Raw genomic sequence first — 26,653 nt, 5'->3', positions numbered from 1 at the left:
AACGATTATCACAGCAAGATAAAGGAGCTCTGTGAAAAACAATTGATCCAGGGGCTCCGCATCGATCATATCGATGGACTTGCTGATCCGGAAGGATACCTGGAATGGCTGCGGAATGCAGTCGGGGATTCCTGTTATACTGTAGCAGAAAAGATACTGGGCCCTGGCGAACAGCTTCCGTCATCCTGGTCTTTGCAGGGAACCACCGGTTATGATTTTACCGCAATGGTGAACCGGCTTTTTACGGTGCCTGAAGGATTTGAGAAATTAACTGAGTGGTTCAGGGGAAATATCCCGGGAGCCCGGGAGTACGCCGCTGAAACGGTAGCCAACAGGATGAAGATCCTGAAAGAGTATATGGCAGGTGAATGGGAAAATATTTACCGCATTGCAAGAACAGGAAATCTCTTTCCGCAAGAAGGAAAATGGAAAGATGCAATCGCTGCATTCATCACCTGCATGCCGGTATACAGGGGGTATCCGCGTTCTCTTCCATTGAATGAGATGGAGGTGAAAACCATCAGGGATACGATCAGTACAGCCACTTATTTTTATCCGGAGCATACTGAAGAATTACTGCTCATGTTACGTTTGTTCCAGGATGGAGAGCCGGTGGCAGATCAGCATTGCCTGGAATTCCTGCAAAGACTGATGCAATTCACTGGCCCCCTGATGGCTAAAGGTGTTGAGGATACAAGTTTTTATACCTGGAATGCAATGATTGCCAGGAATGAGGTGGGCGATTCTCCCGGTGCAGTCAGTGTTGATCCTGTAAACGAATTTCATGCGTCCATTCAACGGCGGTCTGAAAAATGGCCATCCACCATGAATGCCACGGCCACCCACGATACCAAGCGCGGTGAAGATGCAAGGATCAGGTTGCTGACTATCACAGAAGATCCGGTCAGTTGGTTGCAGTTGGTGGAAGAATGGTTCAGCCTGAACAGCCTGTTGGTGAAAAAAGTGAATGGTCAACCAGCCCCTTCCAGGAATGAAGAGTATTTTATCTACCAGTCGATCGTTGGTGGCTTCCCGCCGGATGGAAATATTTCAGAAGCATGGATTGAAAGAGTGCAGCAATATATTGCCAAAGCGATAAAAGAAGCCAAGGTAAATACCAGCTGGGATGAAGCGCAACCGGAATATGAGCAGGCTTGCCGGGATTTCATCGATGGATTGTTCAGAAATGAGGTGTTTATCAATCAGCTGAAAAAACATGTAAGCTTCCTGGATAAAAAAGCAAGGGTTTACTCACTATCTCAATTGCTGCTGAAACTTACAGTGCCCGGCATACCTGATATTTACCAGGGATGCGAGTTGCACGATTATAGTTTTGTTGACCCGGATAACAGGAGGGAAGTGGATTATGAGAAGAGAAAGAAAATGCTTGCCAGTATTCAGGAAGGTCATTCCCTTCAATTTCCTGCAGAGCCTGGAATGGATAAGTTATTCATATGTGCCAGGACGTTAGCATTAAGAAATCAATATCCGGATCTTTTTCAGCACGGTGATTATTTCCCACTGAAGCACGGGGATGAAACCGGAAGGCTCTCATTTGCACGCGCTCATGCGGGTAAATGGCTGATCAGTACTGTGCCGTTGCCAGGATGGAAGGAAAGCAGTTCCATTACCTTACAATTGCCGGAAGGTTCTCCGGCAACCTGGATAAATGTTTTCTCTGGTGAAAAACACGAATCAACAGGAAATATACTTACAATCCATACGGGAAAACAGGAACTGCCGGTAATACTTCTTATGAACAGCCTGTCCGTAACAAAATGATTGGTTGCATGCTGGCATAAAATTTTAATAAGCAGAGGCGTAAAACCAAACAAGCACGTATGAAAGCCAAACCTGCCGTCCGCAAAGTTCTGATCGTTGAAGATGAAGGAGATCTCTGCCTTTTACTGAACCTTCTCCTGGATGGAAACGATATGGAAATAGATCATGTTCCTACACTGGCCAAAGCTGGGGAATATCTTCTACAGGAAGAGCCGGCTATTGTTCTGCTGGACAATCGCCTGCCTGATGGCTATGGGATCGATTTTATCGGAGATATCAAAAGACAACACCCAACTACGAAAGTGATCATGATATCCGGCGTTGATGCCGCTGCAAGGGATGTAGCGATTGAAAATGGTGCAGATGATTTTATTCAAAAGCCTTTTACAAAAGCTGATATCTTTCAATCGGTTTCCCGGCTGATGAATTAAGGCACTGATTCCTGGTTTAAATCTCCCCGATGATGGTTTATGTCTTCGGGGCGTGTTACGCCTGATATACGAAAGGTGAGGTTGATACGTGGACCAATCTTTCTGTTTGTTTTCGGTACATGATGTTCATAATGGTCCTGCATAGTTTCACCCATGAGTAATAAACTCCCGTGTTTAAGCAGGATATCCAGTTGTGGCGTTCCTTTCTGATGCTTATGCCTCACTTTGAATACACGTGTTTCACCAAAGGTCAGGGAAGCAATTGCATGATGTTTGCCGTCTTTGGGGAGCGTATCGCTATGCCAGGCCACTGAATCATTTCCATCGCGGTAATAATTAAGTAATACTCTGTTGAACTGTATCTCACAGATAGCTTCAACCTGCGATTTCAATGTCAGCAATGTTGGCGTCCAGGCATGTCCATTAGAGCCGCCATAATAAGCTGTAAGTCTTGGATCGGGGATCGTCTTGTCGTACATCTGACGCGTATGCTGTTGCCAGGGGGTATCAGCGAGCAGCATTTTGTAAAAATGATCTGCTTCATTTTTTCCAATGAATTGTTCCCACAACTGAAGTTCAGTATCCGGAATATCAAACCGGGTATACCTTTTTTTACCTTCGTCAAACAGTGCTGTATCCTCAAAAAGGTTCATCTGTCAAAGATAAGAAAAAAAGAAGAATTGCTAAATAAATTAGCATTATTCCAGTTCAAACAGAAGCGCCTGCCAGGGGAGTAATATCAATCGATTGATTTCCATTTGTAAAGAAGTCTCGTTGTTCAGTAATGGCTCTGAATTTTTCAGGGGGAGTTCCTCCGGCAACTGGTAATGCACCAGTTCGGAAGAGAAATTGAGTACTACCATGATACCGGAGCCATTGATGGTTCTGGTATAGCAATATACCTGCTCATGTGCTGCGTCGTATAAAGTATATGCACCATAGATCAGTTCCAGGTACTCCTTTCTCAATGCCGTTAATTTTCTGAAATAATTTAATGGTGAGTTGCTGTCTGCATCCTGTGCTGTTTCATTGATATAAACATGGTCCGGGTTGATGCTGATCCAGGATTCGCCGGAAGTGAACCCGGCATTTTCGCTGGCATCCCACTGCATGGGCGTTCTGGCATTATCCCTTCCGGAAATCTGCTGGTCTCTGAGGAACTGGTCCACATCTCCTCCCTGTTTCTGGATATACTGATACATATAGAGTGTTTCTATATCCCGGTAATCGCTGATCTTTTCAAATTTTATATTGGACATGCCTAATTCATCTCCATTATAAAAGATGGGCGTGGCTCGCATGGTAAGCAGGAATGTTGTAAGCAATTTAGAGGAAGCCAGTCGGAATTCCGGCGCATCATTGCCCCACCGGGTGAGCATGCGCGGTTGATCATGGTTGCCCAGGTAAATGGTACCCCATCCTTCGCTGGCAAATGCATCGCTCCATTCTGAATAGATTTTTTTGAATTCAGAAAGTTTGTATCCTTCGGGATCAGGCTGTTTGAATGCGTGATGCGTATAACCAAGCTCCATGCCTTTGAAATGATAGAGCATATGCAGTTCCTGCCTGTCTTCATGCACAAACTTAAGTGCATCTTCTTTTTCAATGCCGGGCGTTTCGGCAATGGTCACCATATCCCTGCCTTTGAAAACCTCCTGGTTCATTTCATGAAGGTACTCATGCAGTTTTGGGCCTTTGGAATAATAATAAGACCAGTTATTCTCGTATTTCTCTTTCAGTTCATCCTCAGTGATCTCCGGAAAATTTATGTCTTTGGCAATATAGGTAATGGCATCCAGGCGGAAACCATCCACTCCCTTATCCAGCCAGAACCGGATCATCTGGTAGATCTGTTGCCGCACCACCGGGTTTTCCCAGTTGAGGTCTGGCTGCGAAGCAGCAAAATAGTGCAGGTACCAGGAATCTGTGGCAACATCATATTTCCAGGCATTCTGATCCGGATCAAAGAAGCTGAACCTTTTGGGTGGCTCTCCTTTTTCAGCGGGCCACCAGTGGTAATAATCCCTGTACTGGTTGTCCCTGCTTTTGCGTGACTCAATGAACCAGGGATGCTGATCGCTGGTATGATTGATCACCAGGTCAAGCAACAGCTTGATGCCTCTGGCATGCAGGCCGGTGATCAATGCATTGATGTCAGCCATTGTGCCGAATTCCGGCTGAATGGTTTCGAAGTTGCTGATATCATATCCATTGTCTTCATTGGGAGAAGCAAATACAGGATTGAGCCATACCAGGCCAACACCTAGGCTTTGAATATAGTCGAGCTTTGAAAGCAATCCGGGTAAGTCTCCGATTCCATCCCCATTACTGTCCTTAAAACTCCTCGGGTAAACCTGGTAAATGACCACTTCTTTCCACCATGCTTTGTCTTTGATCTCCATGTGCAATGTTTCCATACACGGAACAAATCACAGGCCATCCGGTTTTTCAAACTCTTTGCTTTTATGGTTTGAAGCCTGGCGGTACTACTATCAGTACGCCGGGTTTTGTATTGAGATAATATTCGGTTTTGTAGGGAAGGGGCTGACCGGATGGAATTGATTCCCGTGTAGTGGATTTTTCCGTAAACAGTTCCAGTACTGAATTGTCTGACCCAGAATAATAGTTGGAATTGAATGTATATACCGATTTGTCCAGTTTTCTTTTTGTTGTTTTCAGCAGGCTTCCCCACTCTTCATTCCTGTTACTGGGATTTTTACTCCATTCCTGCGTGTATCCATTTAGTGGGGTGATCACCAGTGTTTTTCCATTTACCGTATAGGTCCCTGTTTCGTAGGAAAAGAGGATGTTTTTAACGTAGGCAGACCAGTCCTTCTGAAGAAACTGGTAAGTGCCATCAGGCCTGAATGTATACTCTTTTCTGAAGTAACCGGCAGTAAGCTGCGCGCCCATCGTTTCAAAAATATTAATCCGCCATTCGCCTGTAATGGAGCCGGCTGCGGGTGTTTCCGAGAGGTTGTTTTGCAATGCCTCCGCCTGCACAGGCGCTGAGTTAGTGGCTGTCTGCGTTGGCAATTCAATGCTGCCTGTTAATTTTTTGAAGTCCTCCAGGTAAGGTTTTGCGGTGGCGTTACAAAGAATGCTTACACAAACCTGGTTATTGCTGTAGGTGGTGAGGATGGTGGCAACATTGGCGCCGTTGAATTGCCAGATGCCGCTGCGGCTGACCACAGTCCAGCCATCCGCGGTTTCTGGTGTTGTGGTTTCCTCGTTGCCGGTGATGGTATGTTCCGCGGTCACGATCTTTTCCCATTCGCTTTGCACATCTTCTTCAATGCTGCCTTTGCTGGCCGTGCTCTTGTAGATGGCCAACTGGCCCCAGCTGCCGCCGTCTATCCTGGAAAAAGCCAGCGCAGAGATGGTGCTGTCTTTTTTCCAGCCGGAGGGAGAAATATAGCTGACTATATCATATACCTCTTTCTGGGCTACAGCGGTTTGCATACATCCTGAGATCAGGAAAAAGGCAAGCAGGAATTTATTCATACCATAGTTTTTGATGCTTTAAATTTCATGATAAAGAGGGGGCTGCACATCCCTGAAACAAGTGATTTTAGCAGAGGTAGTTTCAGGATCTTATCGAGTTTTAAATAAAACCAGGCAATTTTCTGAATGCCGATAGTCCCTTTTCCCTTTTCAGGGTACTACTTATTGATGCCATATGAAAGAAAGTGGAAGAAGGGTAAACCTGAAAATCGAAACTATTCACAACATGAAAACTTCATTTTATCTTTTTTGCCTGGCGGCTATTGCAGGCTGCGGCGAGGCGAAACAATCCCAGGGTTTTACAATTGAAGGAAAAATCAATGGCGTCAGTTCGGGCCTGGTCAGACTGAACGCTTATGATGAAGAAACCAGGACCACCAAAGTGCTGGACAGTGTAAAAATGGAAAATGGAAGTTTCAGATTCAAGGGCACCGTACCAGCGCCTGAATTTGTGACCATCAATATCGAAGATTACTGGGGCATGTCACTTTTCCTGGAGAACAGCGATATCAAACTAGATATCGATACTACGGGTTCTGACCATTATGATTATACGGCGTATGGAGACAGGAAGGGAGCGATGCTGAAAAATTTCAAGATATCCGGCTCTGTGAACCAGGACCAATGGGATGCTTTTCAGAACAATCCCGGTCTGAAGCAATATGATGCACAGTTTAAAGCGCTCAATGAGGCATACAGCAAAGCCACCAGTAAAGACGAAGGATATAAGATCAAGGAACAGATAGACTCTCTGCGCGACCTGTCCATGGCGAACAGGAAAAAGCTGGTCGACAGTTTTGTTACTGCTAACCCTGCATCTCCGGCAGGGGCGTATATGTTCTATGATTATTACAGGTTTAATGAAGCTATGCCGCTGAATGATATGGAGAGCCTGTTGGCTAAATACAGTGGAGCGGCAAAGAATACATTCTATTTTAATCACCTGACTAAAGAGCTGGAGAAGAAGAGATCATTGCAACCTGGTAAACTGGCGCCTGATTTCACTTTGCTCAAGCCCGATAGTACACAGTTCACGCTGTCATCCCTGCGCGGTAAATATGTAATGCTCGATTTCTGGGCAAGCTGGTGTGTGCCTTGCCGTAAAGCAATCCCACACTGGAAGGAGGTGTATAAGAAATATCAGCCGAAGGGATTTGAAATAGTGGGCGTTACCAATGACAGTCGCTGGAAAGATTGGTTCAAGGCTTTGGATGAGGAGAAGATGCCCTGGCTGCAGGTGGCTGATGAATTCCCGGTGAAGAATATGCCATCAAGAGTGGGGACCATGTTTATGACACCCTACCTGCCATGCTATATCCTGCTGGATAAGGAGGGAAAGATCATATTGCACAATCCATCCAAAGAGCAGATCGATGAGAAGCTGAGAGAATTGTTGGGGGCTTGATCTGGTACAAAAAATAACAGGCATGAAGGTGTTTTGAAAGCAGCCATCATGCCTGTTTGTATTTAGAATTTTCCGTATTCGCTGATAGGAGAGGTGGTGGGGTTGAAATCCCTGTCCGACAGGCATTCCATGGTTTTATGCGTGTTGTTCAGGAAACCACTGGCTGTATTGTATACGATGGTTTTGTAACCATATACCGGGTGTGGATTATTGTACTGGTCTTTAAATTCAAGGATCAATTTTACTCCTTCTATTTTCCAGGCATCCATGAAAAAGTTGGGACCATAATAAATGCGGAGGTTCAGTCCACCTGATTGTTGAATATAATCCAGGGTAAGCGCCTGCTGGATCTTTGCATTGGCTTCAGCGTTGGTGCCCTGATTCAGTACCAGGCCCAGGTCTGTGGATGAGTTTACTTTCAGTTCATTATTCAGCCCATTGCCGGGAAGCATGTACAGTCCCTGTTTGGTATTGAGGGTGAACAAACGGAGGTTGAGTGCGGATGGAAATTCCTTATTGTCAGAACCAGTCAGGAGTACCACTTTGGCCGAGGTCATTCTGTAGACCGGTGGATTGCTGGCGGGTGGCGTGTTTTGAGTTGGGGGTACCGGAGCTGTCTTCTGCGCAGGGGCGGGTGGAGGCGCTGGCGGTTTCTGAGCAGGGGCGGGCGCAGGTGCTGGTGCTGGTGGCACCGGTTTGATGACCGCTTTTTTAAGCGGCCTTTCCATTGTGGGTACCTGCGCGTTTATAACTCCTGTAACGAATGTGGCGAGCAGGAGCAGGAAGAGTTGTTGTTTCATAACTGGTGTTTAAATTGCTGTTGTAAAGATGCATACAGATGCCAGGTATTTCTATCCCCTGAAACAGGGAGATTTCCTGCCTGTACTACCGGGCAGATTCATTATCTTTATTGGGGCCCGCTCATCACATCCAACACACCCGTAAGCAACATTCTATTTATATTTATTCGATTGGTTTGCCAGGATCAATCAGTATCTCTAATTATTAAAAACAGAAATTATGCGTTCTTATGCCACTGGACTGGCTTTGATGCTATTGTCCTCTTCCATTTCCAATACTGACCTGCAGGCGCAATCTGCTGCCTCCGCAGCGAAGCCGGATAACCTTACAGTTTCCATAAATTTATCGGGGTTGTCGTACCCGGTAGAGAAGTTGTATCTGTCGTACTACAATTCCATGAGTAAGGTCCGGTTCAACGACAGCGTTCTTGTCAACGGCCAGAAAGAAGTGAGTTTCAAAACTTTCCTGGAAGAGCCTATCCTGGCTCAGTTGCGTGCTGTGCCCGTTGCCAGAGATGCGGGGCCTGCCCGTCCGTCAGCAAAAAATAATTATAGTCTCTTTCTTGAGCCAGGCAAAATAAATATCGTGACAGTTGATTCTTTCAGCAATGCTACCGTAACCGGAGCTACCGCCCATACTCAGTATCTGGGCCTGAGCAAAAGCATCGACGCTTTCGATAAAGAGTTTGCTGCTTTGTATGAGCAGTATGGCCAGGCCAGAAAGGCGCAGGACAAAGCAGCTGAATCCCGCGTAAGAAAACAGCTTGATTCATTGCAGGAAGTGATCAATGAAAAAGTATATAAAAAGTTCATTGAGAAAAACGGAAAAACCTCTCCGGTTGCACTCTATGCATTGCAGCAATACAGCGGATATGCCATCGATCCTGTGAAGACAGAGCCCGTATTCAAAATGATTGGCGGACCGGTGAAACAATTGCCATCCGCAAAATTATTTGAAGCCCGCATCGCTACTGCCAAAGAATTGCAGATCGGCAAGAAAGCCATTCCATTCACTCAAAACGATACCGCAGATATACCTGTATCACTGGCTTCTTTCAAAGGGAAATATGTATTGATCGATTTCTGGGCAAGCTGGTGCGGCCCCTGCCGTGCTGAAAATCCTAACGTGGTGGCAGCCTATCAGAAGTACAAGGACAAGAATTTTACAGTGCTTGGTGTATCGCTCGACAGGCCTGGTGCAAAAGACAAATGGATCAAAGCCATTCATGAAGATAAGCTCGACTGGACCCATGTGTCTGACCTGAAATTCTGGGACAATGAGGTTGCAAAATTGTATGATATCAAAGCCATCCCTCAAAATCTCCTGATAGATAATGAGGGTAAGATCATCGCTAAAAATATCCGTGGAGAAGAGCTCCAGACAACCCTGGAGCAGTTGTTCAAATAAATGAGAAATGTATTACGAATATGTCCCGGCAGCTTTTGCAGCCGGGATTTTTATTTGCCTGTTTTAGTGATGGTGAGTATACAGTAACCAATGGCCACTGCCAGGATTGAACCGGTAAGAATGGCAAATTTGGAAATGGAGATCATTGCCGCTTCATTAAAGGAAAGCAGGGTGATGAAAATAGACATCGTAAAGCCGATGCCTGCCAGGAAACCCACGCCGGTGATATGTTGCCAGTTGGCCCCGGTAGGAAGCTCAGATAGTTTGGTTTTAACGGCCAGCCAGGACATCAGCAAAATGCCCACTGGTTTTCCGATGACCAGTCCGGTAACAACGCCGATGCCAAGCGGAGTGAACAACCCATTCAGCATACCATCTTCAAATTTTATATTGGTATTGCACAGGGCAAACAGCGGAACTATCAGGTAGTTGACTGGTTTGCTCAGCATATGCTCCAGCTTAACGAGGGGAGAGGCTGCGGAGCCCTTTGCAGATGCTGAAATTGCCATGGCAGTCAGTACTCCGGCAATGGTGGCATGGATCCCGGAATGATGAATGAAGTACCAGATGAACAGCCCGGGGATCAGGTAGAATACGAGGTTCTTGATGCCCAGTTTATTAAACAAGAGTAACAAGGCAAAGATGCCTCCGGCGTAGGATAAATAAGTCAGGTGTATTTCTGAAGAATAGAAAATTGCGATCACAAGAATGGCCATCAGGTCATCCACAATAGCGAGTGCTGCCAGGAAGATCTTGAGCGAAGCCGGTATCCTGCTTCCAATCACATTGATCACTGCCAGTGCGAAAGCAATATCTGTTGCCATGGGTATGCCCCATCCGGCAGCAGTTGATTGTGAGTGATTGAAACCTGCATAGATCAGGGCTGGTACGATGGCGCCGCCTGTGGCGCATAAAACAGGCAGTAATGCTTTTTTAGGAGATGATAATTCACCCTCTGCCAGTTCTCTTTTTATTTCCAGTCCAACCAGCAGAAAGAAAACAGCCATCAGGCCGTCATTGATCCAGAGTATGACCGGGTATTGTAAATGGATATTTTCTGAGTGATACCCGAGTTGGGTATTAAGCAAGGTTTCAAAATAAGCGCCGGCAGGAGTATTGGCGATGATCAGGGATGCCAGCACACAAAAGAGCAGGATGCCGCCACTGCCTGAGACGGATTTGAAGAACCTTTTGAATGCCGCGTAGTTCATGTCGAAAATATTTTAATCAGTTGCTGCAAAATGCGTAAAGATAGTAATTGTTACCTGCCCCATTTTGAAACACCTGGCCGTTGCGAAGTATAGATGCCTGCATTACCACTGAAGTAAAATGCCGTGAAGCAGGCAATGGCATACCACACTGCGTATTCGCCTCCAAAAAGCTCGATCCCCATGATGGTGCTGGCAATGGGCGTATTGGTGGCACCGGCAAAAACAGCAATGAAGCCGAGTCCGGCCATCAGGTCTACCGGCGCTCCGGTGATCATTGCTATGGCATTGCCCAGCGCGGCTCCTATAAAAAACAGCGGTGTTACTTCTCCTCCTTTATATCCTGCTCCAAGGGTGATAGCGGTAAACAGTAATTTCCAGAACCAGCTACAATAACCGGCTCCGCCCTCTTGAAAAGAAGAAACGATGGATACGCCCTCTCCGGGATTTGTTACACCCAATCCCAGATAATCCCTTGTTCCCAGTATGATGGTGAGACCGATGATGAGACAGCCACCAACAACCGGTATCAGCCATTTGATCTTTATAACATGATTGGCGATCCTTTTGATGGCATGCGTCAGTTCTGCAAATGAAAAAGCAGCAAGCCCGGATAGTACACCACTTGCAATGACGGTCAAAAGCAACAGTGCATTACTTTTAGCGCCAGCAAAGCTGCTGAGCGAAGGCAATACAGAATCTATCTGGTACTGCGTATGATGAATACCGTAAGCAGTACAGGTCAAATCTGCCAGCATACTGGCGATCAGGCAGGGCAGTAAAGCCTGCAGGTTGATCCGGCCGATCAACAGCACTTCCAGGGCAAAGATGGCTCCGGTTACCGGCGTTCCAAACACAGCACCAAAACCGGCTGCAATACCACAGATCAATAAAACGCTTCTGTCCTGTTCATTCAATCTGAACCACTGGCTCAGTTTGGCGGCAATGCTGCCTCCCATTTGCACAGCGGTTCCCTCGCGACCTGCAGATCCGCCAAAAAGATGCGTGATCAGGGTGGTTGCCAGAACCAGTGGCCCCATTCTGCCTGGCACACCTCCGCCTGGTTGATGGATCTCATCGATGATGAGGTTGTTGCCTGCTTCTGCGTTCTTGCCGGCAAGCTTATACATGAAATAGATCAGCACTCCGGAAAACGGCAGGAGGAAGAGCAGCCACGGGTTTTGCCAGCGTAATCTGGTAGTCTCATCAAGCAGCCATAAGAATAATGCAACCACTGAACCGGCCAACAGGGAGAGGGGAATACAAAGCAGGGTCCAACGTATCAGATGCCTGGTGATAGCGATAAACTGAAAGCGTTCATTGAGTTGTTTCATATCCTACAAATAATTATTGAGCGGCATAGCCGTTGAATTTTTGTAGGCGCCATCAGTCGTTCTGTGAAGAAAGACGGTTGTTGTCAGGAAGACACCATTTCCTGTGTGGTGAAGTTAGGAAAAATATTTGTTACGGAGCAAGCACGAGGTTGGCATCACTTAGCCCGGATTTATGATTGTCTGTGTTTATAGACCAGTAACCGGAGCGCATTGGCCACTACTACCAGGGTGGAACCCTCATGTGCAGCCACTGCCGGGCCGATGCTTGCGATACCCAGGATCGTCAGCGGGATCAATACCACTACCATTCCCAGGCTGATCACCAGGTTCTGTTTGATGATCCTTTTGGATTTCCGGCTTAGCCCGATGGCAAACGGCAGCAACAGGAGTTTGTCGCCCATCAGGGCAATGTCTGCAGTCTCGAGCGCCACATCACTGCCGGCCGCGCCCATGGCAATACCAACGGTGCTTTGTGCCATGGCAGGCGCATCATTAACACCGTCTCCAACCATGGCCACCTTGCCTTCCTGTTTCGCCAGTTTCTGAATGGCTTCCACTTTCTGCTCTGGAAGCAAGCTTCCGATCGCATCGGTAAGCCCGGTTTCTCTGGCAATGGCATCAGCTACTTTCTGGTTGTCGCCCGTGAGCATGATCATCTTTTTGATGCCTGTCTGCTTCAGTTGCTCCAGTGCTTCTTTAGCTTCTTCTCTTGGTGTGTCCATCACGGCAATCAGTCCTATATAGTCACCGTTCCTCCTGATCAGCATAGTGGTCTGTCCTGCTGCTTCTGCTTCTCTCACTGCATGTATGATATCTTCTGACGGCTTCGATTCATCCAGTGTTTCAAACAAAGTGAGATTGCCTGCATAGATATGATCGTTGCCCAGTGCGGCTTTGATCCCTTTGCCCAATACCGCCTCCATATCATGTGCGGATGGGATTTCTTCATTACCCAATCGCTCCCTGCCATCTCTTACAATGGCTTTGGCAATCGGGTGATCGCTCAGGGCCTCCACGGACACTACTATTTTCAGTAGCTCAACTTCTGTAAGATTACTGAAAGGCTGAATTGTAGTGAGTCTGGGCTTGCCCTCGGTCAGGGTACCTGTCTTATCAAATGCAAGCGCTTCCAGCGTGCCCAGGTCTTCCAGCGGCTTGCCGCCTTTGATCAGCACGCCTGCGCGCGCCGCGCGTGCCACACCACTCAGCACCGCACTGGGCGTGGAAATGGCCAGGGCGCATGGGCTGGCAGCTACCAGTACGGACATGGCACGGTAAAAGCTCTTACTGAAAGGTTCGTCAATCACCAGGAAGGCAAAACAAAGCAGGGTCACCAGCACCAGTACGGCCGGTACAAAAATGCGTTCAATCTTATCCGTGAATTGCTGCGTGGGTGATTTCTGTGTCTGTGCTTCGTTCACCAACTGAACCAGCCTCGATAGTGTTGAGTCTGTAGCCTGTTTGATCACTTTGATCTCCAGTAGATCATTGCCATTGATAGTGCCGGCAAACACACGATATTGTGCATCCAGCTTGCCTGCTGTTGTTATGTCGAAGCCCGGGTCTGGAATGGCCGTTTTGTCAACCGGAATGCTTTCGCCCGTGATGGGCGCCTGGTTCACACTGCTGCTGCCTGCTATTACTATGCCGTCCGCAGAGATTTTAGTATTCGGTTTTACTACAACGATATCCCCGATCTTCAACGCTTCGATCCCTACTTCACTGGTTTGTCCGTTTCGTTTCACCAACGCTGTTTTGGGCGCCAGTTCTGTCAGTGCTGAAATGGACTTACGCGCTTTCTCCATGGCGTAATGTTCCAGCGCATGACCCAGACTGAAAAGAAACAGTAATAAAGCGCCTTCCTGCCAACTGCCCAGGATAGCTGCCCCGATAGCAGCCACCAGCATCAGGAAATCTATTTCAAAACCTCCTTTCAATACAGTTTGAACGGCTTCTTTAGCGGTGAAATAACCGCCAAAGAAATAGGCGATGATATATAAGATCGTGGGAGCAATGGGAGCGATGCCATCGATAAAGGATAGACTGAAGCCTGCGCCGGTCAATACGCCGCAGGTCAGGCTGAAAATAAGTTCGGTGTTCTTACCGAAGATACCTCCATGTGAATGATCATGTTCATCCTGCTCAGAATGTGCATGGCCCTGGTGCTTGTTCCTGTTCATAATTCAATAATATGGTGAGTATCTGTTGTTAAAATGCCCTGCTAATGACTGTGTTCCCCTTCGCCGGAATTGGTAAGCTTGGCCAGTACAAAGAAGGCCCCTTTGGTAACGATCTTTGTGTCCGGAGCCACGGGTTTCAACAGCGTGATCTGCGTATAACCCACTTCGGAAGTACCTTTGGCTACCGGTACCTTTTCAAAAGTTACTTCTTTTCCGGCAGGTTTTGCAGGTACCTTATGATCATGGGGTTCGGATTCATCATGCTTGTGATCCTTGCCTTCTTCGTGATGCTCTTCTTCTGCATGTGCATCCGTTACTATGAATATATAATCCTGTCCCTGCCAGGTAACGATAGCGTCGTTAGGCACAGCAGGCGTGGTGATTTTATCCAGGCTGATAAGCGCTGTAATATTCATGCCATCGATCAGGCCTGTCTTATCGCCTTTCACCTGTGCGTGCACACTCACTGCCTTGCTCTCATCTTCAAAAGTAGATCCCAGTGAAAAGATCTGAGCATCATATTCCTTGCCGGGATTATTGGTAACGGTAAAGTGAATGCTCTGGTTGTTCTTCAGTTTTGGCAGGTCCTTTTCATATACGAAAAGGTCCAGGTGCAGCTGACTGTTGTCTACCACTTCAGCTACTGTTGTACTGACATCCACATAGCTTCCCATCTTTACGGGCACATTGCTCACGATGCCTCCGATAGGTGTGCGTAAAGAAACAACGGTTGTCAACTTGCCATTGGTCAGGCTGCGCGGGTTGATTCCCATCAGCTGCAGCTGTTGTTCCAGTGATGATCTGCGCGTATTCAGCGCTCTCATTTCTGATTCTGCGGCCTGCAGGTTCTTCAGTGCACCGGCATTGCCTTCATTCAATTCTTTCTGACGGTTGAATTCCTGTTCAGCCAATACAATTTTAGGACCGATGGAAAGGTATTCTTCCTGCATCCTGATAAAGTCGGGATTGGAAATGGTGGCTATTACCTCGCCACGCTTTACCACATTGCCGGGTTGAACGAGCAGGGTTCTGATCACACCACTGTACAGGCTGTTGACTGAAGCTTTGTTCTGATTGGGTACCCTGAGCGCTCCATTGGCACGAATGGAAGCGGTGAGTTGTTTCTCCTCGATGTTTCCGGTTTCGATACCGACACTTTTTATCTGTGCATCTGTGAAAGTTGCGGTGTTCTCGTTTCTGTGATCGTGTGCATGTGCTTCTTCTTTGGCCGGACTGCTTTCCTCTTTGCCTCCATCGCTATTGCAGGAGGCTTGTAACCCGATGATCAATGCAACTGGTATGATCAAAAATATATTCTTCATCTGTTTGATGTTTTTATTGCTATTGGTTGAAGTAGTAATAGTATTGGATCACTGACTGGTTATAGGTATTCAGGTGCTCGAGATAATTGCGCTGAATATCGATGGCCTGCGTGAGGTACTGCGACAAACCCGTGAAGCCGATCTCTCCCGATCTGTAGGCCAGTGTGGCTGCCTTGATGATGGCTGTTGCCTGACTCAGTCCTGTACTCTCGTAAAATGAAAGCATGGAAAGGTTCTTCTGTACTTCTTTTTCCGACTGTGCCCGTTCCGTATTGAGTACCTGCTGTGTATAACTGTATTGTCTTTTCTGTAATTCTTCTTCTGCCTGTGCCACACGAACCTTGCTCCGGGCGGCTCCTGATCCCAGCAGCGGGAATGCTACTGAAACGGAGAAGCCGGTAAAGGGATCCTTCAGGCCATAGAGCCGTTGACTGAAAAAGCGGCCTGAGAATTCAGGGCGGTTCTCATTTTTGCTCACGCCAATGGCAGCATTGGCAATATTCACCTGCTGCTGCTGAAGCGCGAGGTTCGGATGGAGAGGATCTGCCTGGTTGATGAGCAATGGCAGTTTTGCCAGCGGGCCTTCCTCTGAAAGATAAACAGTATCCGTGTTCAGTAATTGCATCAGCACACGTTGCTGTACTTCAATATCGGTGGCGGTTTGTTGTACCAGTGCCTGAAGTTCCCGCAGTCTAACATTGGCTGCAATGCTGTCGAGGCCGGGACTATCACCGGTCTTTACCTTTAGTATTGCTGCCGTGCTGAGTGTGCGGTAGATACTATCGAGTTGCTGATAGAGTTTTTGTTTATCCTGGAGGTACCATAACTGGTAATAGACAGTTCTCACATTCCGTTTCACCTCTGCATCTATTACAGATCTGTTCATCTGGTAATAGTTCAGCTGCTCATGGAACAGCTTTTTCTGTGCACTGTACAGGCCGGGCCAGGCAATACTTTGTGAAATGCCTATTTTGAGAATGCCCTGGTTGTCGCTGGGCCGCAAGTCTTCGTTCTCTGCAAATACGCCGGTCTTGGGCAGGGCAGTGGCGGTTTTGATCTGCGATTGTCCTTTCGTGACCAGCTGGTTGTTGATACTGTATTGCAGATTATTACCGGCGGCTGTGATGGCCTGCTGAATACTGATACGTGTGCCAACCGGTTGCTGTGCTTCTGCATAACCGGAGCCCAGCAATAATGCAATCAGCACAACTGTAACAGGAAATGCTTTTGAGCTATTCTTTTTGCTGCCGGAGAAAATGATATATAACATGGGAAGGACAAATAAGGTCAGGAATGTTGCGCTGACAAGTCCTCCGATCACCACGGTTGCCAGCGGTTTCTGTACTTCGGCGCCTGCGCCATTGGATAGTGCCATGGGAATGAAACCGAGTGATGCCACCATCGCAGTCATCAATACGGGGCGGAGCCTGGCTTTGGTGCCTTCGAACACGCGCTTGAATACATCGGTCATGCCTTCTTTTTCCAGTTGATTGAATGTACTGATGAGCACGATGCCGTTCAATACGGCCACACCGAACAATGCAATGAAGCCAACGCCGGCAGAGATACTGAATGGCATGCCGCGCAACATCAATGCAAATACACCGCCGATGGCGCTCATTGGAATGGCTGTGTAGATAAGCAGCGCTTCTTTGTAGGAGCCGAAGGTGAAATAGAGCAGCAGGAAGATCAGTGCCAGGGCTATCGGTACTGCTATCTGTAATCTGGCAGAGGCTTTCTGCAGATTCTCAAATGTGCCACCATAAGTGTAATAATAACCGGAGGGCAGCAGATTGGCCTTTCCAAGTTTTTGCTGGATCTCTTCCACCACGCTCTGCACATCTCTTCCTGAAATATTGAAGCCGACAACAATACGTCGTTTGCCTTCTTCGCGACTGATCTGTGCAGGCCCTTCCTTGAACTTCACGGTGGCAACCTGCGAGAGCGGCACCTGTTTGCCATCTGTTGTGGCTACAAAGAGATTGCTCACATCATCTATAGAGGAGCGGTTGGTGCTGTCGAGCCTTACTACCAGGTCGAACTTCCTTTCGTTTTCATACACAACCCCTGCAGCCTGCCCGGCAAACGCAGTGCTGACGGTATTGTTAATGTCTTCTATATTCAAACCATATGCTGCGATCCTTGCACGGTCGTACTGAATGGTGATCTGCGGCAGTCCTGTAGTGCGTTCCACCTGCGGAGCATTCGCTCCTTTTACGGATTGAACTACGGCTGACACTTTATTGGCGAGCGCGGCCAGGGTATCGATGTTCTCTCCGAAGATCTTAACGGCCACATCCTGCCTTACACCTGTCATCAGCTCGTTGAAGCGCATCTGGATCGGCTGATTGGCTTCAAAGAACACACCGGGTATCACTTCTAGTTTTTCCAGGATCATTGCTGAGAGCTCATTGTAATCTTTGGTATTGATCCATTCTTTCACTGGCTTCAGTACTATGATAAGGTCTGATGCTTCCGGTGGCATAGGGTCAGTAGGCACTTCAGCAGAACCGGTTTTGCCCACTACCATTTTAACCTCTGGGAACGATTTGATGATGCGGCTTGCCTGCATGGAAGTTTCGATGCTTTGCGAAAGGCTGGTGCCTTGCGGAAGGATACAGTGGAAAGCATAATCACCTTCCCGTAATTGTGGAATGAATTCGCCTCCCATCCTGGTGAAGAAAAATAAGGCCAGACCAAAAACGGAAATGGTGAGGATCACGATTGTCTTCCGCATTTTCAGCGCTTTCTCCAGTAAGGGAGAATAGATGCGTTGAAAGAATTCCATCATCCTGTCTGCGATGGTCCTTTTGTTCAGCAGATTTTTAGGCAGGAACAACGCTGACATCATCGGGATATAGGTGAGCGAAAGGATAAGCGCGCCAAGGATAGCAAAGCTTACCGTCTGCGCCATGGGCCTGAACATCTTTCCTTCAATGCCTACCAGTGTGAGGATGGGGATGTATACTATGAGGATAATGATCTCGCCAAATGCAGCGCTGCTGCGGATTTTGGAGGCAGATTCAAAAACTTCGGCATCCATTTGTTCCTGCGTGAGTTTTCCTCCTTCTTTTCTTTTGGCAAGATGATGCAGGGTAGCTTCCACTACAATCACCGCGCCGTCTACGATCAGCCCGAAGTCTATGGCGCCGAGACTCATCAGGTTGGCGCTTACACCAAAGGCATTCATCAGGCCCAGTGCAAACAACATGGAGAGTGGGATGGCGGATGCCACAATGAGGCCTGCACGGATATTTCCGAGGAAGAGTACCAGTACGAAGATCACGATGAGTGCGCCTTCGATCAGGTTTGTTTTTACAGTATTCACTGCACGGTCTACCAGGTCTGTACGGTCGAGGAATGGCTCTATCACTACATCGGAAGGGAGGGAGTTCTGGATGGTCTTCATTTTTTCCTTTACCCTGCTCACTACGTCTGCGCTGTTGGATCCTTTCAGCATCATCACGATGCCACCCACTACTTCTTTCTCTCCATTGTAAGTGACGGAACCGTAACGGATGGCATTGCCCAATTGAACGGTGGCAACATCTTTCACCAGTACGGGAATACCGCTGACGGTTTTGATCACGATATTGCCGATGTCTTCCAGCGAGGATACCAGGCCGATACCGCGTATAAAATATGCGTTTGGCTTTTTATCGATATAAGCGCCACCCGTATTGGCATTGTTCTTTTCAAGTGCCGTGAATAATTCCGACATGGTGATGTTCATGCCCTTCAGCCTGTCTGGGTTCACTGCCACTTCATATTGTTTCAGCAGGCCTCCGAAGCTGTTCACCTCGGCAATGCCGGGTGTGCCATATAACTGGCGGGCAACGATCCAGTCCTGCATGGTGCGCAGGTCCATGGCGCTATACTTGTTCTCTGCCCCTTTTTTAGGATGGATCACATACTGGTACACTTCGCCAAGGCCCGTACTCACGGGAGCAAGTTCGGGGGTACCTATGCCTTTCGGGATCTTCTCTACGGCTTCTTTGAGCTTTTCGTTGATCAGTTGGCGGGCGAAATAAATATCCACTTCGTCGTCAAACACAACGGTGATCACGGAAAGCCCGAAGCGTGAGATGGAACGCATTTCTTCCAGATCAGGAAGATTTGCAATGCTTTGTTCAATGGGAAATGTAACCAACTGCTCGGTTTCCTGGGCCGCAAGGGTAGGGGTAGTGGTAATGATCTGCACCTGGTTGTTGGTAATATCAGGCACTGCATCTACCGGGAGCTTGCTGGCGCTCCATAGTCCCCAAATTATGAGGCCCAGGGTAAAAATGCCGATGATCAGTTTGTTTTTAATGGAGAACTCTATGATCTTATTGAGCATGGCCGCTTATGATTTGAATATATTTATGGTAACTGCCCGTATCGGCATACGTGCATTTACAGATTACTGACTGTTATCAGTCATTAACCATACAGATCAGTAAAAGGGTGAAAGCAACAGCCGGAATAATTTGCATCTGATATGCACACCTGTGGCTGTAAAGGAATCAAGCGGCTAACTGAGGAGGTTGCCAGACAGGCAGTGAAACGGAGATGAGAGAGCCGGTGTAAAAAGATGAGTGGCTCAGTGAATTGTCAGCTGTATGTGCTGCAACGATGATGAACGACTGAGGATCAGAATGAGCAGAACAGCAGGCGCAGGTGCAAAGTGGGGAGCATTCGTCACCAGCTTCCTGGTGATCATGGTCATCTGCCAGTGCAAGTGTTGTTTGCGATTTACCGGCTTTCATGGAAATGGGCGCATCCTGACATGGAGTACAACTCATGATCAGAATAAGACAGGCCATTATGAAAGCGAAAAATTTCATCGGGGATAAAAGTAAAAACTATTTTGTTAATTGCTGAAGAATAAAAAACAACGCTGTTGCATAAATATCAAGGAGGTATAACGCTCTGGAGGATAATATCAGAGGGTATCGGATACACAACAGTTCGCGCTATATTTGTGCCTTAACCGGATCGATCACCATTCAATTCAAAAATATAAATATGAAGTTCACCTATTACGGCCATTCCTGTTTTACAGTGGAAATTAACGGAAAGCATCTCCTGTTCGATCCGTTCATTACCGGCAATGAACTGGCCAGTAAGATCTCTCCTGAGGATGTGAAGGCTGATTACATTTTTGTATCCCATGGTCATTTCGATCATATGCTGGATACGGTAAGGATTGCTAAGAATACCGGTGCTACTGTGTTTGGCGGCTTTGAGCTGTATGGTTATTTTTCAGCCCAGGGCCTGGAAAAGGTAATGCCCATCAATCCCGGTGGAAAAATAGCATTGGATTTTGGTGTGGTGAAAGCCTTTGCAGCACAGCATTCCAGCAGTTTCAAGGATGGAAGTTATGCCGGTGTGGCCAGTGGCTTTGCGGTTACTACCAAAGAGGGTAGTTTCTATTATAGCGGGGACACGGCCTTGTCTCTGGATATGCAGCTGGTAGCTAGGTTTACGAAACTGAATTTTGCAGTACTGCCTATCGGAGATCTGCTGACCATGGGTGTTGATGATGCCATCGAGGCCGCGAAACTGGTGCAGGCTGCTACCGTGGTAGGCGTGCATTACGATACTTTCGGATGGATAAAGCTGAATAAGGAAGAGGCGGTCAGCCAATTTAAAAATGCAGGACTGAATTTGTTGCTGCCTGGCATTGGTGAAACTATTACAGTGTAAGTAAAAAACAGAAATGGAGAACGGAATAACTATGCAATCAATCGATGCAGTTCTATTGGATATGGATGGCACGATCCTGAATTCCATCAAATCGGCAGAGCGTGTATGGGCCATCTGGGCCGCCAAACAAGGACTGGATGTGGATGCTTTTCTGCCTACCATCCACGGTATTCAGTCAGTGGAAACCATCCGCAGGCTTGCCTTGCCGGGGCTCATTCCTGAAGTTGAAGCAGCAGCTATCACACAGGCGGAGATCGAAGATGTAGAGGGGGTTGAACCGATTCCCGGTGCGGCTGAATTTCTTGGCGCCTTACCTGCTCACCGCTGGGCCATTGTTACTTCAGCACCCAGGGAACTGGCATTGCGCCGGATTCAGGCAGCGGGGATGCCGCAGCCTCCGCTGCTGATCTCTGCAGAGGATGTGCAGCATGGGAAGCCTGCCCCTGATTGTTTTCTGCTGGCGGCACAACGTTTGGGCACTACGGCTGATAAATGCCTGGTGTTCGAAGATTCACCGGCGGGTGTGCTTTCCGGAGAGCGGGCAGGTGCCACTGTTATGGTGATCACCACAACGCATCATACAGCTTTTGTAACGGATCATGCTGCTATCCTGGATTACAGGGAGCTGGCGGTGGAGAGAAAGGAAGATGGAAGTGTAGCTTTCCGTCAGCGTGAAGCGGGTGGTGCTTCTTTTGTATTGAAGGCCTGATCAAACATTGTATTTAGATGCTATATTATGGATTCTATGCAACGATATTGGACAAGTTTCGAAAACTGGATTTCGCATCACGCACCGGAAATGAAATCACTTCTGAATCCCGGAGCTACTCAAGCTGATATAGATGAATTGGAGCAAATGATCGGGAAGAAGTTGCCCGCTGACTTCGTGGAGTTCTACATGATCCGTGATGGACAGGAAGAAGGGGAAGAAAGATTGGCTATGATCCAGGGACAGTATTTGCTGCCAGTTAAATGGATCACGCGGGCGTGGAATTCTAAAAAGGAAATAATGGATCAGATGTCCAGGGAAGGGGAGTACAATGATATAACCTCCGACCCTGAAGATGGAATAAAGAATGACTGGTGGAATCCATATTGGATTCCTTTCACATATGACGGCTCTGGAAATAATATCTGTATCGATTTGGACCCTGCTCCAGGCGGTGATTACGGACAAGTGATATCCTGGTTCCATGATTCCGGTTTCCGTGAACTCTATGCCAGTTCTTTTGAAGATTATATCGATTTTTACCTCGCGGGTCTGAAAAGAGGAAATTATGTTTTTATAAAAGGGGTTGGATTGAATGACAGAGAGTTCGGTGAGGAGTATTAATCCACTTAAAAGCGAAAGCCTTCTGGGGTTCAAGATCCGGAAGGCTTTTATCTGCAAGCTATCACAGGTCGAATAGGCGGATCGTTAATTAAGAAATTTACTTGGCCTGCAAACTATATAAAAAAAGATAAACCGGTCTGTTATTTGCCGGAAGCGGTTTTCCGGGCCATCCATTTTTGAGTGGCTTCCACCAGTAAGGGAACTATTTCCTTTTTGCCGGCTTTGAATGAATGGTCTGCTCCTTCAAATTTTACCAGGGTGGCTTTTTTCAGGGATTTACATAAAGCTTCCATTAAGTCGATACTGGCCAGGGTGTCTTTCGTTCCCTGTAAAAAAAGCATCGGAAGTTTTACGGTTTTTAAATGTTCAGCCCTGTCCATGGAAGGTTTGCCTGGTTGATGCAAAGGGAAGCCGAAGAAGATAAGCCCTTTTACATCTGTACGTTGATTGGCGGATAAGTATTGGGATGACATCCTTCCGCCAAATGATTTGCCTGATACAAAGAGGGGAAGCTCAGGGAATAACGAGATGGCTTTATTGATGGCCGCTTCAATGGTTGCATGGGCCACAGCCGGGGAGTCAGGCCTTTTTTTCTTTTGTTCCATGAATGGAAAATTGAAACGGAGAACTGCAATACCGGCGTCAGCTAATGCAGCAGATAAGGTTTCCATGAAGATATGGTCCATCCCTGCACCTGCGCCATGGGCCAGCGTGATGATGCAGGCAGGCGTTGCAGGAGTAGTTAATTTGGCAGATACTTTTCCGGTTTCAGCAGAAACGGAAATTGTAAGTGATTTTGTGCGCATGTTTCCGGATTTCAGTTAATGAAATGGCCTCCAATTTACGATTACCCTGCCGGCTCAACTTCAAAAAAATTTCATGTTCTGAAAATATCCGCTAATTTAGGTGGCTGTACCACCACCGTAACCTGTCCTGTATTTATCCCCTAACCGCTTATTAATAAAGCCGGCTGCCGTATGCAGGACAATGCACTTTCCAAAGACTGGTTCAGACAAATTGCCGGAGGCGATGAAACCGCCTTCAGGAGCCTGTTTGACACTTACTGGGAACATTTGTATTCCGTAGCCCTGATGCTTACCAAGTCCGAAGCGCTCGCGGAAGATATCGTACAGGAAATATTCCTGAAGATCTGGAACAAACGCGAGGAATTGCCGGATGTTGAAAAACCGGAGGCTTATCTCTTTATCATTGCCCGCAATCATATCTACAATGTATTAAAGCAACAGCAGCGGGAAGAGCAATACAGAAAACATATCATCGACTGGTTTGAGGGCGCTAAGGAAAACCCCGAGAACGATCTGCTCTTCAAAGAGTCTGCAGCGCTGGTGCAGCAGGCCATCGGCAAACTTTCTTACCAGCAGCAAACTGTATATAAAATGGTACGTGAGCAGGGATTGAGTTATAAAGAAGTGGCTGAACAGTTGAATATTTCTCCCAACACCGTTAAAAATCACCTGGTGAGTTCTCTGAAGCAGATCAGGGAATTCCTGCGCGGATATGCATCTCCTACGGTACTGGCAATTGCCATGCTGGAAACCCTGCGGTAAACGGGCCAGGAACAATTTTAAAAAAAAATAAACATTTCTATAGTCCATCAATTCCTGAGGATTGTCTTTATCAATGATGAAGGATTTTGAACAACTTTTCGATGGCTGGGTAGCAGGCACTCTTACAAAAGAGGAGGCCGTTGTATTCCTGGAAGAACTGGGGAGATCAGAAAATGATTTTTCAGGTAAGACGGATCAGTTGTTGCAGGATGTTTTCATATCAAGTAAGGGGAACGATGTGTTGCGGGAACGGTTGTTCAGAAGTATATCGGAGCGGAAAGCCTTGCAGGAAAAACCGGTACGCAGGCTGTGGAAATTCCCGCTAAAATGGGCCGCAGCAGCTGTATTGATCCTGGTGGCAGGGGCTGCAGCCTGGTGGCTGAATGCAGGCAAGGAAAAAGAAAAAGATCCGGTTGTACTGGTGGATAACAATATCAGGCCGGTGCCCGGCGGCGATAAAGCCATACTCACTTTAAGCAACGGAGAAAAAATATTACTCGATAGTTCAGTAACAGGGCAGCTTGCAGAACAACAGGGCGCCCTGGTGATCAAAGCCGGCGATGGACAAATCATTTACCAAACGCAGGGACAGAAGGAAAGCACTGCTGCAAAAATTGCCTGGAATACCTTATCTACTCCAAGGGGAGGGCAATACAGGCTCAATCTTCCGGATGGTACCCAGGTTTGGTTGAACGCAGCATCATCCATTACTTATCCTACCAGGTTCACTGAAAAAGAAAGGACCGTCTCTATTACCGGCGAAGCGTACTTCGAAGTGGCGAAACAATCATCCGCCAATGGAAAAACTCCGTTCCGGGTTAAGGTGGCAGGGCTCACGGGTAAAGAAAAAGAGATGGACATCACAGTACTGGGCACTCATTTCAATGTAAATGCTTATGCTGATGAGCCGGTTGCCCGTGCAACCCTGCTGGAAGGATCCATCAAACTTAAAAAAGGCGAGGAACAGTTCCTGCTGCATCCGGGGCAGCAGGCACAACTGGAAAATGATGGAGCATTCAGGATTTCCGCCGATATCAATGCGGAAGAAGTGCTTGCCTGGAAGAATGGCTTCTTCTATTTCCATCGCACCGGTCTGCAAACGGTGATGCGGCAAATAGCAAGATGGTACGATGTTGAAATTGTATACCAGGCAGGGGTGCCCGACATGAAATTCGGAGGAGAGATCCCCAGGAATGCGAACCTGGAACAAGTGCTCAGGATACTTCAGGAATCCAAACTGCGATTCATGGTAGACGGAAAGAAGATCATAGTTATTCCATAACCAAATAATTCCTCAGAAAATGTAACCGTCTTTTCAGGAAAAAAAGACTGACAGGAAATGTATTGACCTGACCAGATCAACCTGTTAAACACTAACTGCAACATTTAAAAAAGTCCGGATGAAACTAACTGCGATCATTTTGGTTTTAGGCTGCCTGTTCGGGAGTTTGCATGCAGATGCACAGATAATAACGTTGTCTGTGAAGAATGCAAAACTCGAAACAGTTCTTAAACAGATCAAAAAACAAACAGGCTATTCTGTTTTTTTCAACGAAGTGTTTTTCAGCATGGCCTCCAGTGTTACGCTGAACCTGAAAAATGTTTCCCTCGATGAAGCACTGGATGCCTGCTTCAGTCAGCAACCTGCATTGAAGTATACCATTGTTGGGCGAACGATAGTGGTGACAGAAAAGGAGAAGCCCAAACTCCCTGCTGATACAGGCCTGGTACTCACGCCAGCCGGTTTCAGCAAAGGCATTGTCAGAGGATATGTTTACAATAAACGGTTTGAACCGCTCAGTAATGCAAGTGTTATGCTGCGGGGCACCCAGAAAGGAGTGAGCACTACCGCCAACGGAACATTCTCCCTGGAAGGAGCAAAAGAGGGTGATGTATTGCGTGTGAGTTATATCGGCTACAAAACTGTTGAAGTTACCATACTGAACCTGCAGAATACCACTGCAATACTTGAAGACGCTACCAACGAACTGGACCAGGTGGTAGCACAGGGCTACAGCAAAACCACCAGGAGGCTGAGTACTTCCTCCGTAGCACGTGTGTCTGGTGAAGAGATCGCGCGTCAACCTGTAATGAATCCGCTTATGGCCTTACAGGGTAAGGTGCCGGGAATGATAGTGACGCCCAACTCAGGTCATGCCGCAGCGCCGGTGGAAATAGTTATCAGGGGCAAAAGCCTTTTGTCTGCAGCCAGTCCTAACCCGCTGATCGTGATCGATGGAACGCCCATGAATGTTGGCTCAAACGATGGTGTATTACATGGCGATGGACCTGTGCAGGGATGGATGGCCACATTAAGTCCGGCCGGTAGCCAAAGCCAGCTTTTTGGATTCAATCCTAAGGATATTGAAAGTATAGAAGTATTGAAGGACCTCGGATCAACCGCTATCTATGGTTCTTCCGGCGCCAATGGCGTGATCCTGATCACTACCAAAAGAGCAAAATCCAATACTTCCGATCTCTCCGTGAATGTAGGATACGGCCTGTCCAAAGTGATGCGTTACTTCAAAATGCTCAACACGCAGCAATATCTCGAAATGCGGAGGGAGGCGTACAGGAACGACGGTCTTACTCCTACGCCCACTGACGCACCTGACCTGCTGCTTTGGGATACTACCAGGTATACTGACTGGCAAAAGGAAATATATGGCAATACAGGTAATAGTATGAAT

At 47.3% G+C, this 26,653-nt stretch carries 21 protein-coding genes and 1 riboswitch; of the genes, 10 read left to right on the top strand and 11 right to left on the bottom strand.

Going from position 1 to position 26,653, the window contains the following annotated elements:
• A partial coding sequence (gene treY / locus ACTHMC_RS02530; RefSeq protein ID WP_440410529.1) for a malto-oligosyltrehalose synthase occupies window positions 1-1,782 on the top strand: 1,782 nt, incomplete at its 5' end.
• Between the two features lie 59 nt (window positions 1,783-1,841).
• Window positions 1,842-2,213, top strand: coding sequence for a response regulator (locus ACTHMC_RS02525; protein WP_440410528.1), 372 nt, complete (start codon window positions 1,842-1,844; stop codon window positions 2,211-2,213).
• On the opposite strand, the gene ACTHMC_RS02520 is transcribed toward ACTHMC_RS02525, so the two are convergent.
• From ACTHMC_RS02520 to ACTHMC_RS02510, 3 genes are read right to left on the bottom strand one after another with little or no spacing between them, the layout of a single operon-like run.
• The gene (locus ACTHMC_RS02520; RefSeq protein ID WP_440410527.1) at window positions 2,210-2,866 is read right to left on the bottom strand and encodes an alpha-ketoglutarate-dependent dioxygenase AlkB family protein; all 657 of its coding nucleotides are present in this window, start codon (window positions 2,864-2,866) and stop codon (window positions 2,210-2,212) included. The two genes, ACTHMC_RS02525 and ACTHMC_RS02520, sit on opposite strands and share 4 nt — an antisense overlap.
• 45 nt (window positions 2,867-2,911) lie before the next feature.
• Window positions 2,912-4,630, bottom strand: coding sequence for an alpha-glucosidase (locus ACTHMC_RS02515; protein WP_440410526.1), 1,719 nt, complete (start codon window positions 4,628-4,630; stop codon window positions 2,912-2,914).
• A gap of 46 nt (window positions 4,631-4,676) precedes the next feature.
• Window positions 4,677-5,717 (bottom strand): hypothetical protein, encoded by a 1,041-nt coding sequence (locus ACTHMC_RS02510; RefSeq protein WP_440410524.1) that lies wholly within the window; start codon window positions 5,715-5,717, stop codon window positions 4,677-4,679.
• Between the two features lie 226 nt (window positions 5,718-5,943).
• Here ACTHMC_RS02510 and ACTHMC_RS02505 point away from each other — a divergent pair, with 226 nt between their 5' ends.
• On the top strand, window positions 5,944-7,122 hold the full coding sequence (locus ACTHMC_RS02505; protein ID WP_440410523.1) for a redoxin domain-containing protein: 1,179 nt from the start codon (window positions 5,944-5,946) through the stop codon (window positions 7,120-7,122).
• Between the two features lie 62 nt (window positions 7,123-7,184).
• Here the strand turns inward: ACTHMC_RS02505 and ACTHMC_RS02500 are convergent, their stop codons facing one another.
• The gene (locus tag ACTHMC_RS02500; protein WP_440410521.1) at window positions 7,185-7,922 is read right to left on the bottom strand and encodes a hypothetical protein; all 738 of its coding nucleotides are present in this window, start codon (window positions 7,920-7,922) and stop codon (window positions 7,185-7,187) included.
• A 220-nt stretch (window positions 7,923-8,142) separates the two neighbouring features.
• Between ACTHMC_RS02500 and ACTHMC_RS02495 the strand changes: the two genes are divergently transcribed.
• The gene (locus ACTHMC_RS02495; RefSeq protein WP_440410520.1) at window positions 8,143-9,330 is read left to right on the top strand and encodes a redoxin domain-containing protein; all 1,188 of its coding nucleotides are present in this window, start codon (window positions 8,143-8,145) and stop codon (window positions 9,328-9,330) included.
• A gap of 50 nt (window positions 9,331-9,380) precedes the next feature.
• On the opposite strand, the gene nhaA is transcribed toward ACTHMC_RS02495, so the two are convergent.
• The 6 genes from nhaA to ACTHMC_RS02465 all read right to left on the bottom strand — a co-directional run bounded on the left by nhaA (window position 9,381) and on the right by ACTHMC_RS02465 (window position 20,200).
• Window positions 9,381-10,541, bottom strand: coding sequence for a Na+/H+ antiporter NhaA (gene nhaA / locus ACTHMC_RS02490; protein ID WP_440410518.1), 1,161 nt, complete (start codon window positions 10,539-10,541; stop codon window positions 9,381-9,383).
• 50 nt (window positions 10,542-10,591) lie between these two features.
• Complete coding sequence (locus tag ACTHMC_RS02485) at window positions 10,592-11,872, bottom strand: voltage-gated chloride channel family protein (protein WP_440410517.1); 1,281 nt, start codon at window positions 11,870-11,872, stop codon at window positions 10,592-10,594.
• Window positions 11,873-11,908: 36 nt separating this feature from the next.
• Window positions 11,909-11,983, bottom strand: a riboswitch (Fluoride riboswitch).
• Between the two features lie 59 nt (window positions 11,984-12,042).
• Window positions 12,043-14,052 (bottom strand): heavy metal translocating P-type ATPase, encoded by a 2,010-nt coding sequence (locus ACTHMC_RS02480; RefSeq protein WP_440410516.1) that lies wholly within the window; start codon window positions 14,050-14,052, stop codon window positions 12,043-12,045.
• Between the two features lie 41 nt (window positions 14,053-14,093).
• Window positions 14,094-15,374, bottom strand: a complete 1,281-nt coding sequence (locus ACTHMC_RS02475; RefSeq protein ID WP_440410514.1) for an efflux RND transporter periplasmic adaptor subunit — start codon at window positions 15,372-15,374, stop codon at window positions 14,094-14,096.
• A gap of 19 nt (window positions 15,375-15,393) precedes the next feature.
• Window positions 15,394-19,713: a CusA/CzcA family heavy metal efflux RND transporter gene (locus tag ACTHMC_RS02470; RefSeq protein ID WP_440410512.1), complete on the bottom strand. Its 4,320-nt coding sequence runs from the start codon at window positions 19,711-19,713 to the stop codon at window positions 15,394-15,396.
• A 166-nt stretch (window positions 19,714-19,879) separates the two neighbouring features.
• Window positions 19,880-20,200 (bottom strand): DUF6660 family protein, encoded by a 321-nt coding sequence (locus ACTHMC_RS02465; protein ID WP_440410510.1) that lies wholly within the window; start codon window positions 20,198-20,200, stop codon window positions 19,880-19,882.
• A 181-nt stretch (window positions 20,201-20,381) separates the two neighbouring features.
• Between ACTHMC_RS02465 and ACTHMC_RS02460 the strand changes: the two genes are divergently transcribed.
• The 3 genes from ACTHMC_RS02460 (at window position 20,382) to ACTHMC_RS02450 (ending at window position 22,395) form a co-directional block, all read left to right on the top strand.
• On the top strand, window positions 20,382-21,062 hold the full coding sequence (locus ACTHMC_RS02460; protein WP_440410508.1) for a metal-dependent hydrolase: 681 nt from the start codon (window positions 20,382-20,384) through the stop codon (window positions 21,060-21,062).
• 13 nt (window positions 21,063-21,075) lie between these two features.
• Complete coding sequence (locus ACTHMC_RS02455) at window positions 21,076-21,771, top strand: HAD-IA family hydrolase (protein ID WP_440410507.1); 696 nt, start codon at window positions 21,076-21,078, stop codon at window positions 21,769-21,771.
• A 90-nt stretch (window positions 21,772-21,861) separates the two neighbouring features.
• A complete protein-coding gene (locus ACTHMC_RS02450; protein ID WP_440410506.1) occupies window positions 21,862-22,395 on the top strand; it encodes an SMI1/KNR4 family protein in 534 nt (177 codons plus the stop codon).
• Window positions 22,396-22,535: 140 nt separating this feature from the next.
• Here the strand turns inward: ACTHMC_RS02450 and ACTHMC_RS02445 are convergent, their stop codons facing one another.
• Window positions 22,536-23,201: an alpha/beta hydrolase family protein gene (locus ACTHMC_RS02445; protein ID WP_440410505.1), complete on the bottom strand. Its 666-nt coding sequence runs from the start codon at window positions 23,199-23,201 to the stop codon at window positions 22,536-22,538.
• Between the two features lie 171 nt (window positions 23,202-23,372).
• Between ACTHMC_RS02445 and ACTHMC_RS02440 the strand changes: the two genes are divergently transcribed.
• The 3 genes from ACTHMC_RS02440 to ACTHMC_RS02430 form a co-directional block, all read left to right on the top strand.
• On the top strand, window positions 23,373-23,963 hold the full coding sequence (locus ACTHMC_RS02440; protein ID WP_440410504.1) for an RNA polymerase sigma factor: 591 nt from the start codon (window positions 23,373-23,375) through the stop codon (window positions 23,961-23,963).
• 61 nt (window positions 23,964-24,024) lie between these two features.
• Entirely contained in the window at window positions 24,025-25,245 is a 1,221-nt protein-coding gene (locus ACTHMC_RS02435; RefSeq protein WP_440410502.1) for a FecR family protein, read from the top strand.
• 118 nt (window positions 25,246-25,363) lie between these two features.
• A partial coding sequence (locus tag ACTHMC_RS02430) for a TonB-dependent receptor plug domain-containing protein (protein WP_440410500.1) occupies window positions 25,364-26,653 on the top strand: 1,290 nt, incomplete at its 3' end.

This window comes from Pseudobacter sp. (assembly GCF_051955275.1).
Lineage (GTDB): Bacteria > Bacteroidota > Bacteroidia > Chitinophagales > Chitinophagaceae > Pseudobacter.
The sequence above is the reverse complement of the archived record's forward strand: the minus strand, read 5'-3'. Positions and strand labels throughout refer to the sequence as shown.

Coding starts and splice junctions, on each gene's coding strand:
- ACTHMC_RS02510 (WP_440410524.1), bottom strand. CDS start 5,717: ATGAATAAATTCCTGCTTGCCTTTTTCCTGATCTCAGGATGTATGCAA.
- ACTHMC_RS02520 (WP_440410527.1), bottom strand. CDS start 2,866: ATGAACCTTTTTGAGGATACAGCACTGTTTGACGAAGGTAAAAAAAGG.
- ACTHMC_RS02515 (WP_440410526.1), bottom strand. CDS start 4,630: ATGGAAACATTGCACATGGAGATCAAAGACAAAGCATGGTGGAAAGAA.
- ACTHMC_RS02505 (WP_440410523.1), top strand. CDS start 5,944: ATGAAAACTTCATTTTATCTTTTTTGCCTGGCGGCTATTGCAGGCTGC.
- ACTHMC_RS02525 (WP_440410528.1), top strand. CDS start 1,842: ATGAAAGCCAAACCTGCCGTCCGCAAAGTTCTGATCGTTGAAGATGAA.
- ACTHMC_RS02460 (WP_440410508.1), top strand. CDS start 20,382: ATGAAGTTCACCTATTACGGCCATTCCTGTTTTACAGTGGAAATTAAC.
- ACTHMC_RS02465 (WP_440410510.1), bottom strand. CDS start 20,200: ATGAAATTTTTCGCTTTCATAATGGCCTGTCTTATTCTGATCATGAGT.
- ACTHMC_RS02485 (WP_440410517.1), bottom strand. CDS start 11,872: ATGAAACAACTCAATGAACGCTTTCAGTTTATCGCTATCACCAGGCAT.
- ACTHMC_RS02470 (WP_440410512.1), bottom strand. CDS start 19,713: ATGCTCAATAAGATCATAGAGTTCTCCATTAAAAACAAACTGATCATC.
- ACTHMC_RS02480 (WP_440410516.1), bottom strand. CDS start 14,052: ATGAACAGGAACAAGCACCAGGGCCATGCACATTCTGAGCAGGATGAA.
- ACTHMC_RS02450 (WP_440410506.1), top strand. CDS start 21,862: ATGAAATCACTTCTGAATCCCGGAGCTACTCAAGCTGATATAGATGAA.
- ACTHMC_RS02475 (WP_440410514.1), bottom strand. CDS start 15,374: ATGAAGAATATATTTTTGATCATACCAGTTGCATTGATCATCGGGTTA.
- ACTHMC_RS02445 (WP_440410505.1), bottom strand. CDS start 23,201: ATGCGCACAAAATCACTTACAATTTCCGTTTCTGCTGAAACCGGAAAA.
- ACTHMC_RS02500 (WP_440410521.1), bottom strand. CDS start 7,922: ATGAAACAACAACTCTTCCTGCTCCTGCTCGCCACATTCGTTACAGGA.
- ACTHMC_RS02455 (WP_440410507.1), top strand. CDS start 21,076: ATGGAGAACGGAATAACTATGCAATCAATCGATGCAGTTCTATTGGAT.
- ACTHMC_RS02440 (WP_440410504.1), top strand. CDS start 23,373: ATGCAGGACAATGCACTTTCCAAAGACTGGTTCAGACAAATTGCCGGA.
- nhaA (WP_440410518.1), bottom strand. CDS start 10,541: ATGAACTACGCGGCATTCAAAAGGTTCTTCAAATCCGTCTCAGGCAGT.
- ACTHMC_RS02495 (WP_440410520.1), top strand. CDS start 8,143: ATGCGTTCTTATGCCACTGGACTGGCTTTGATGCTATTGTCCTCTTCC.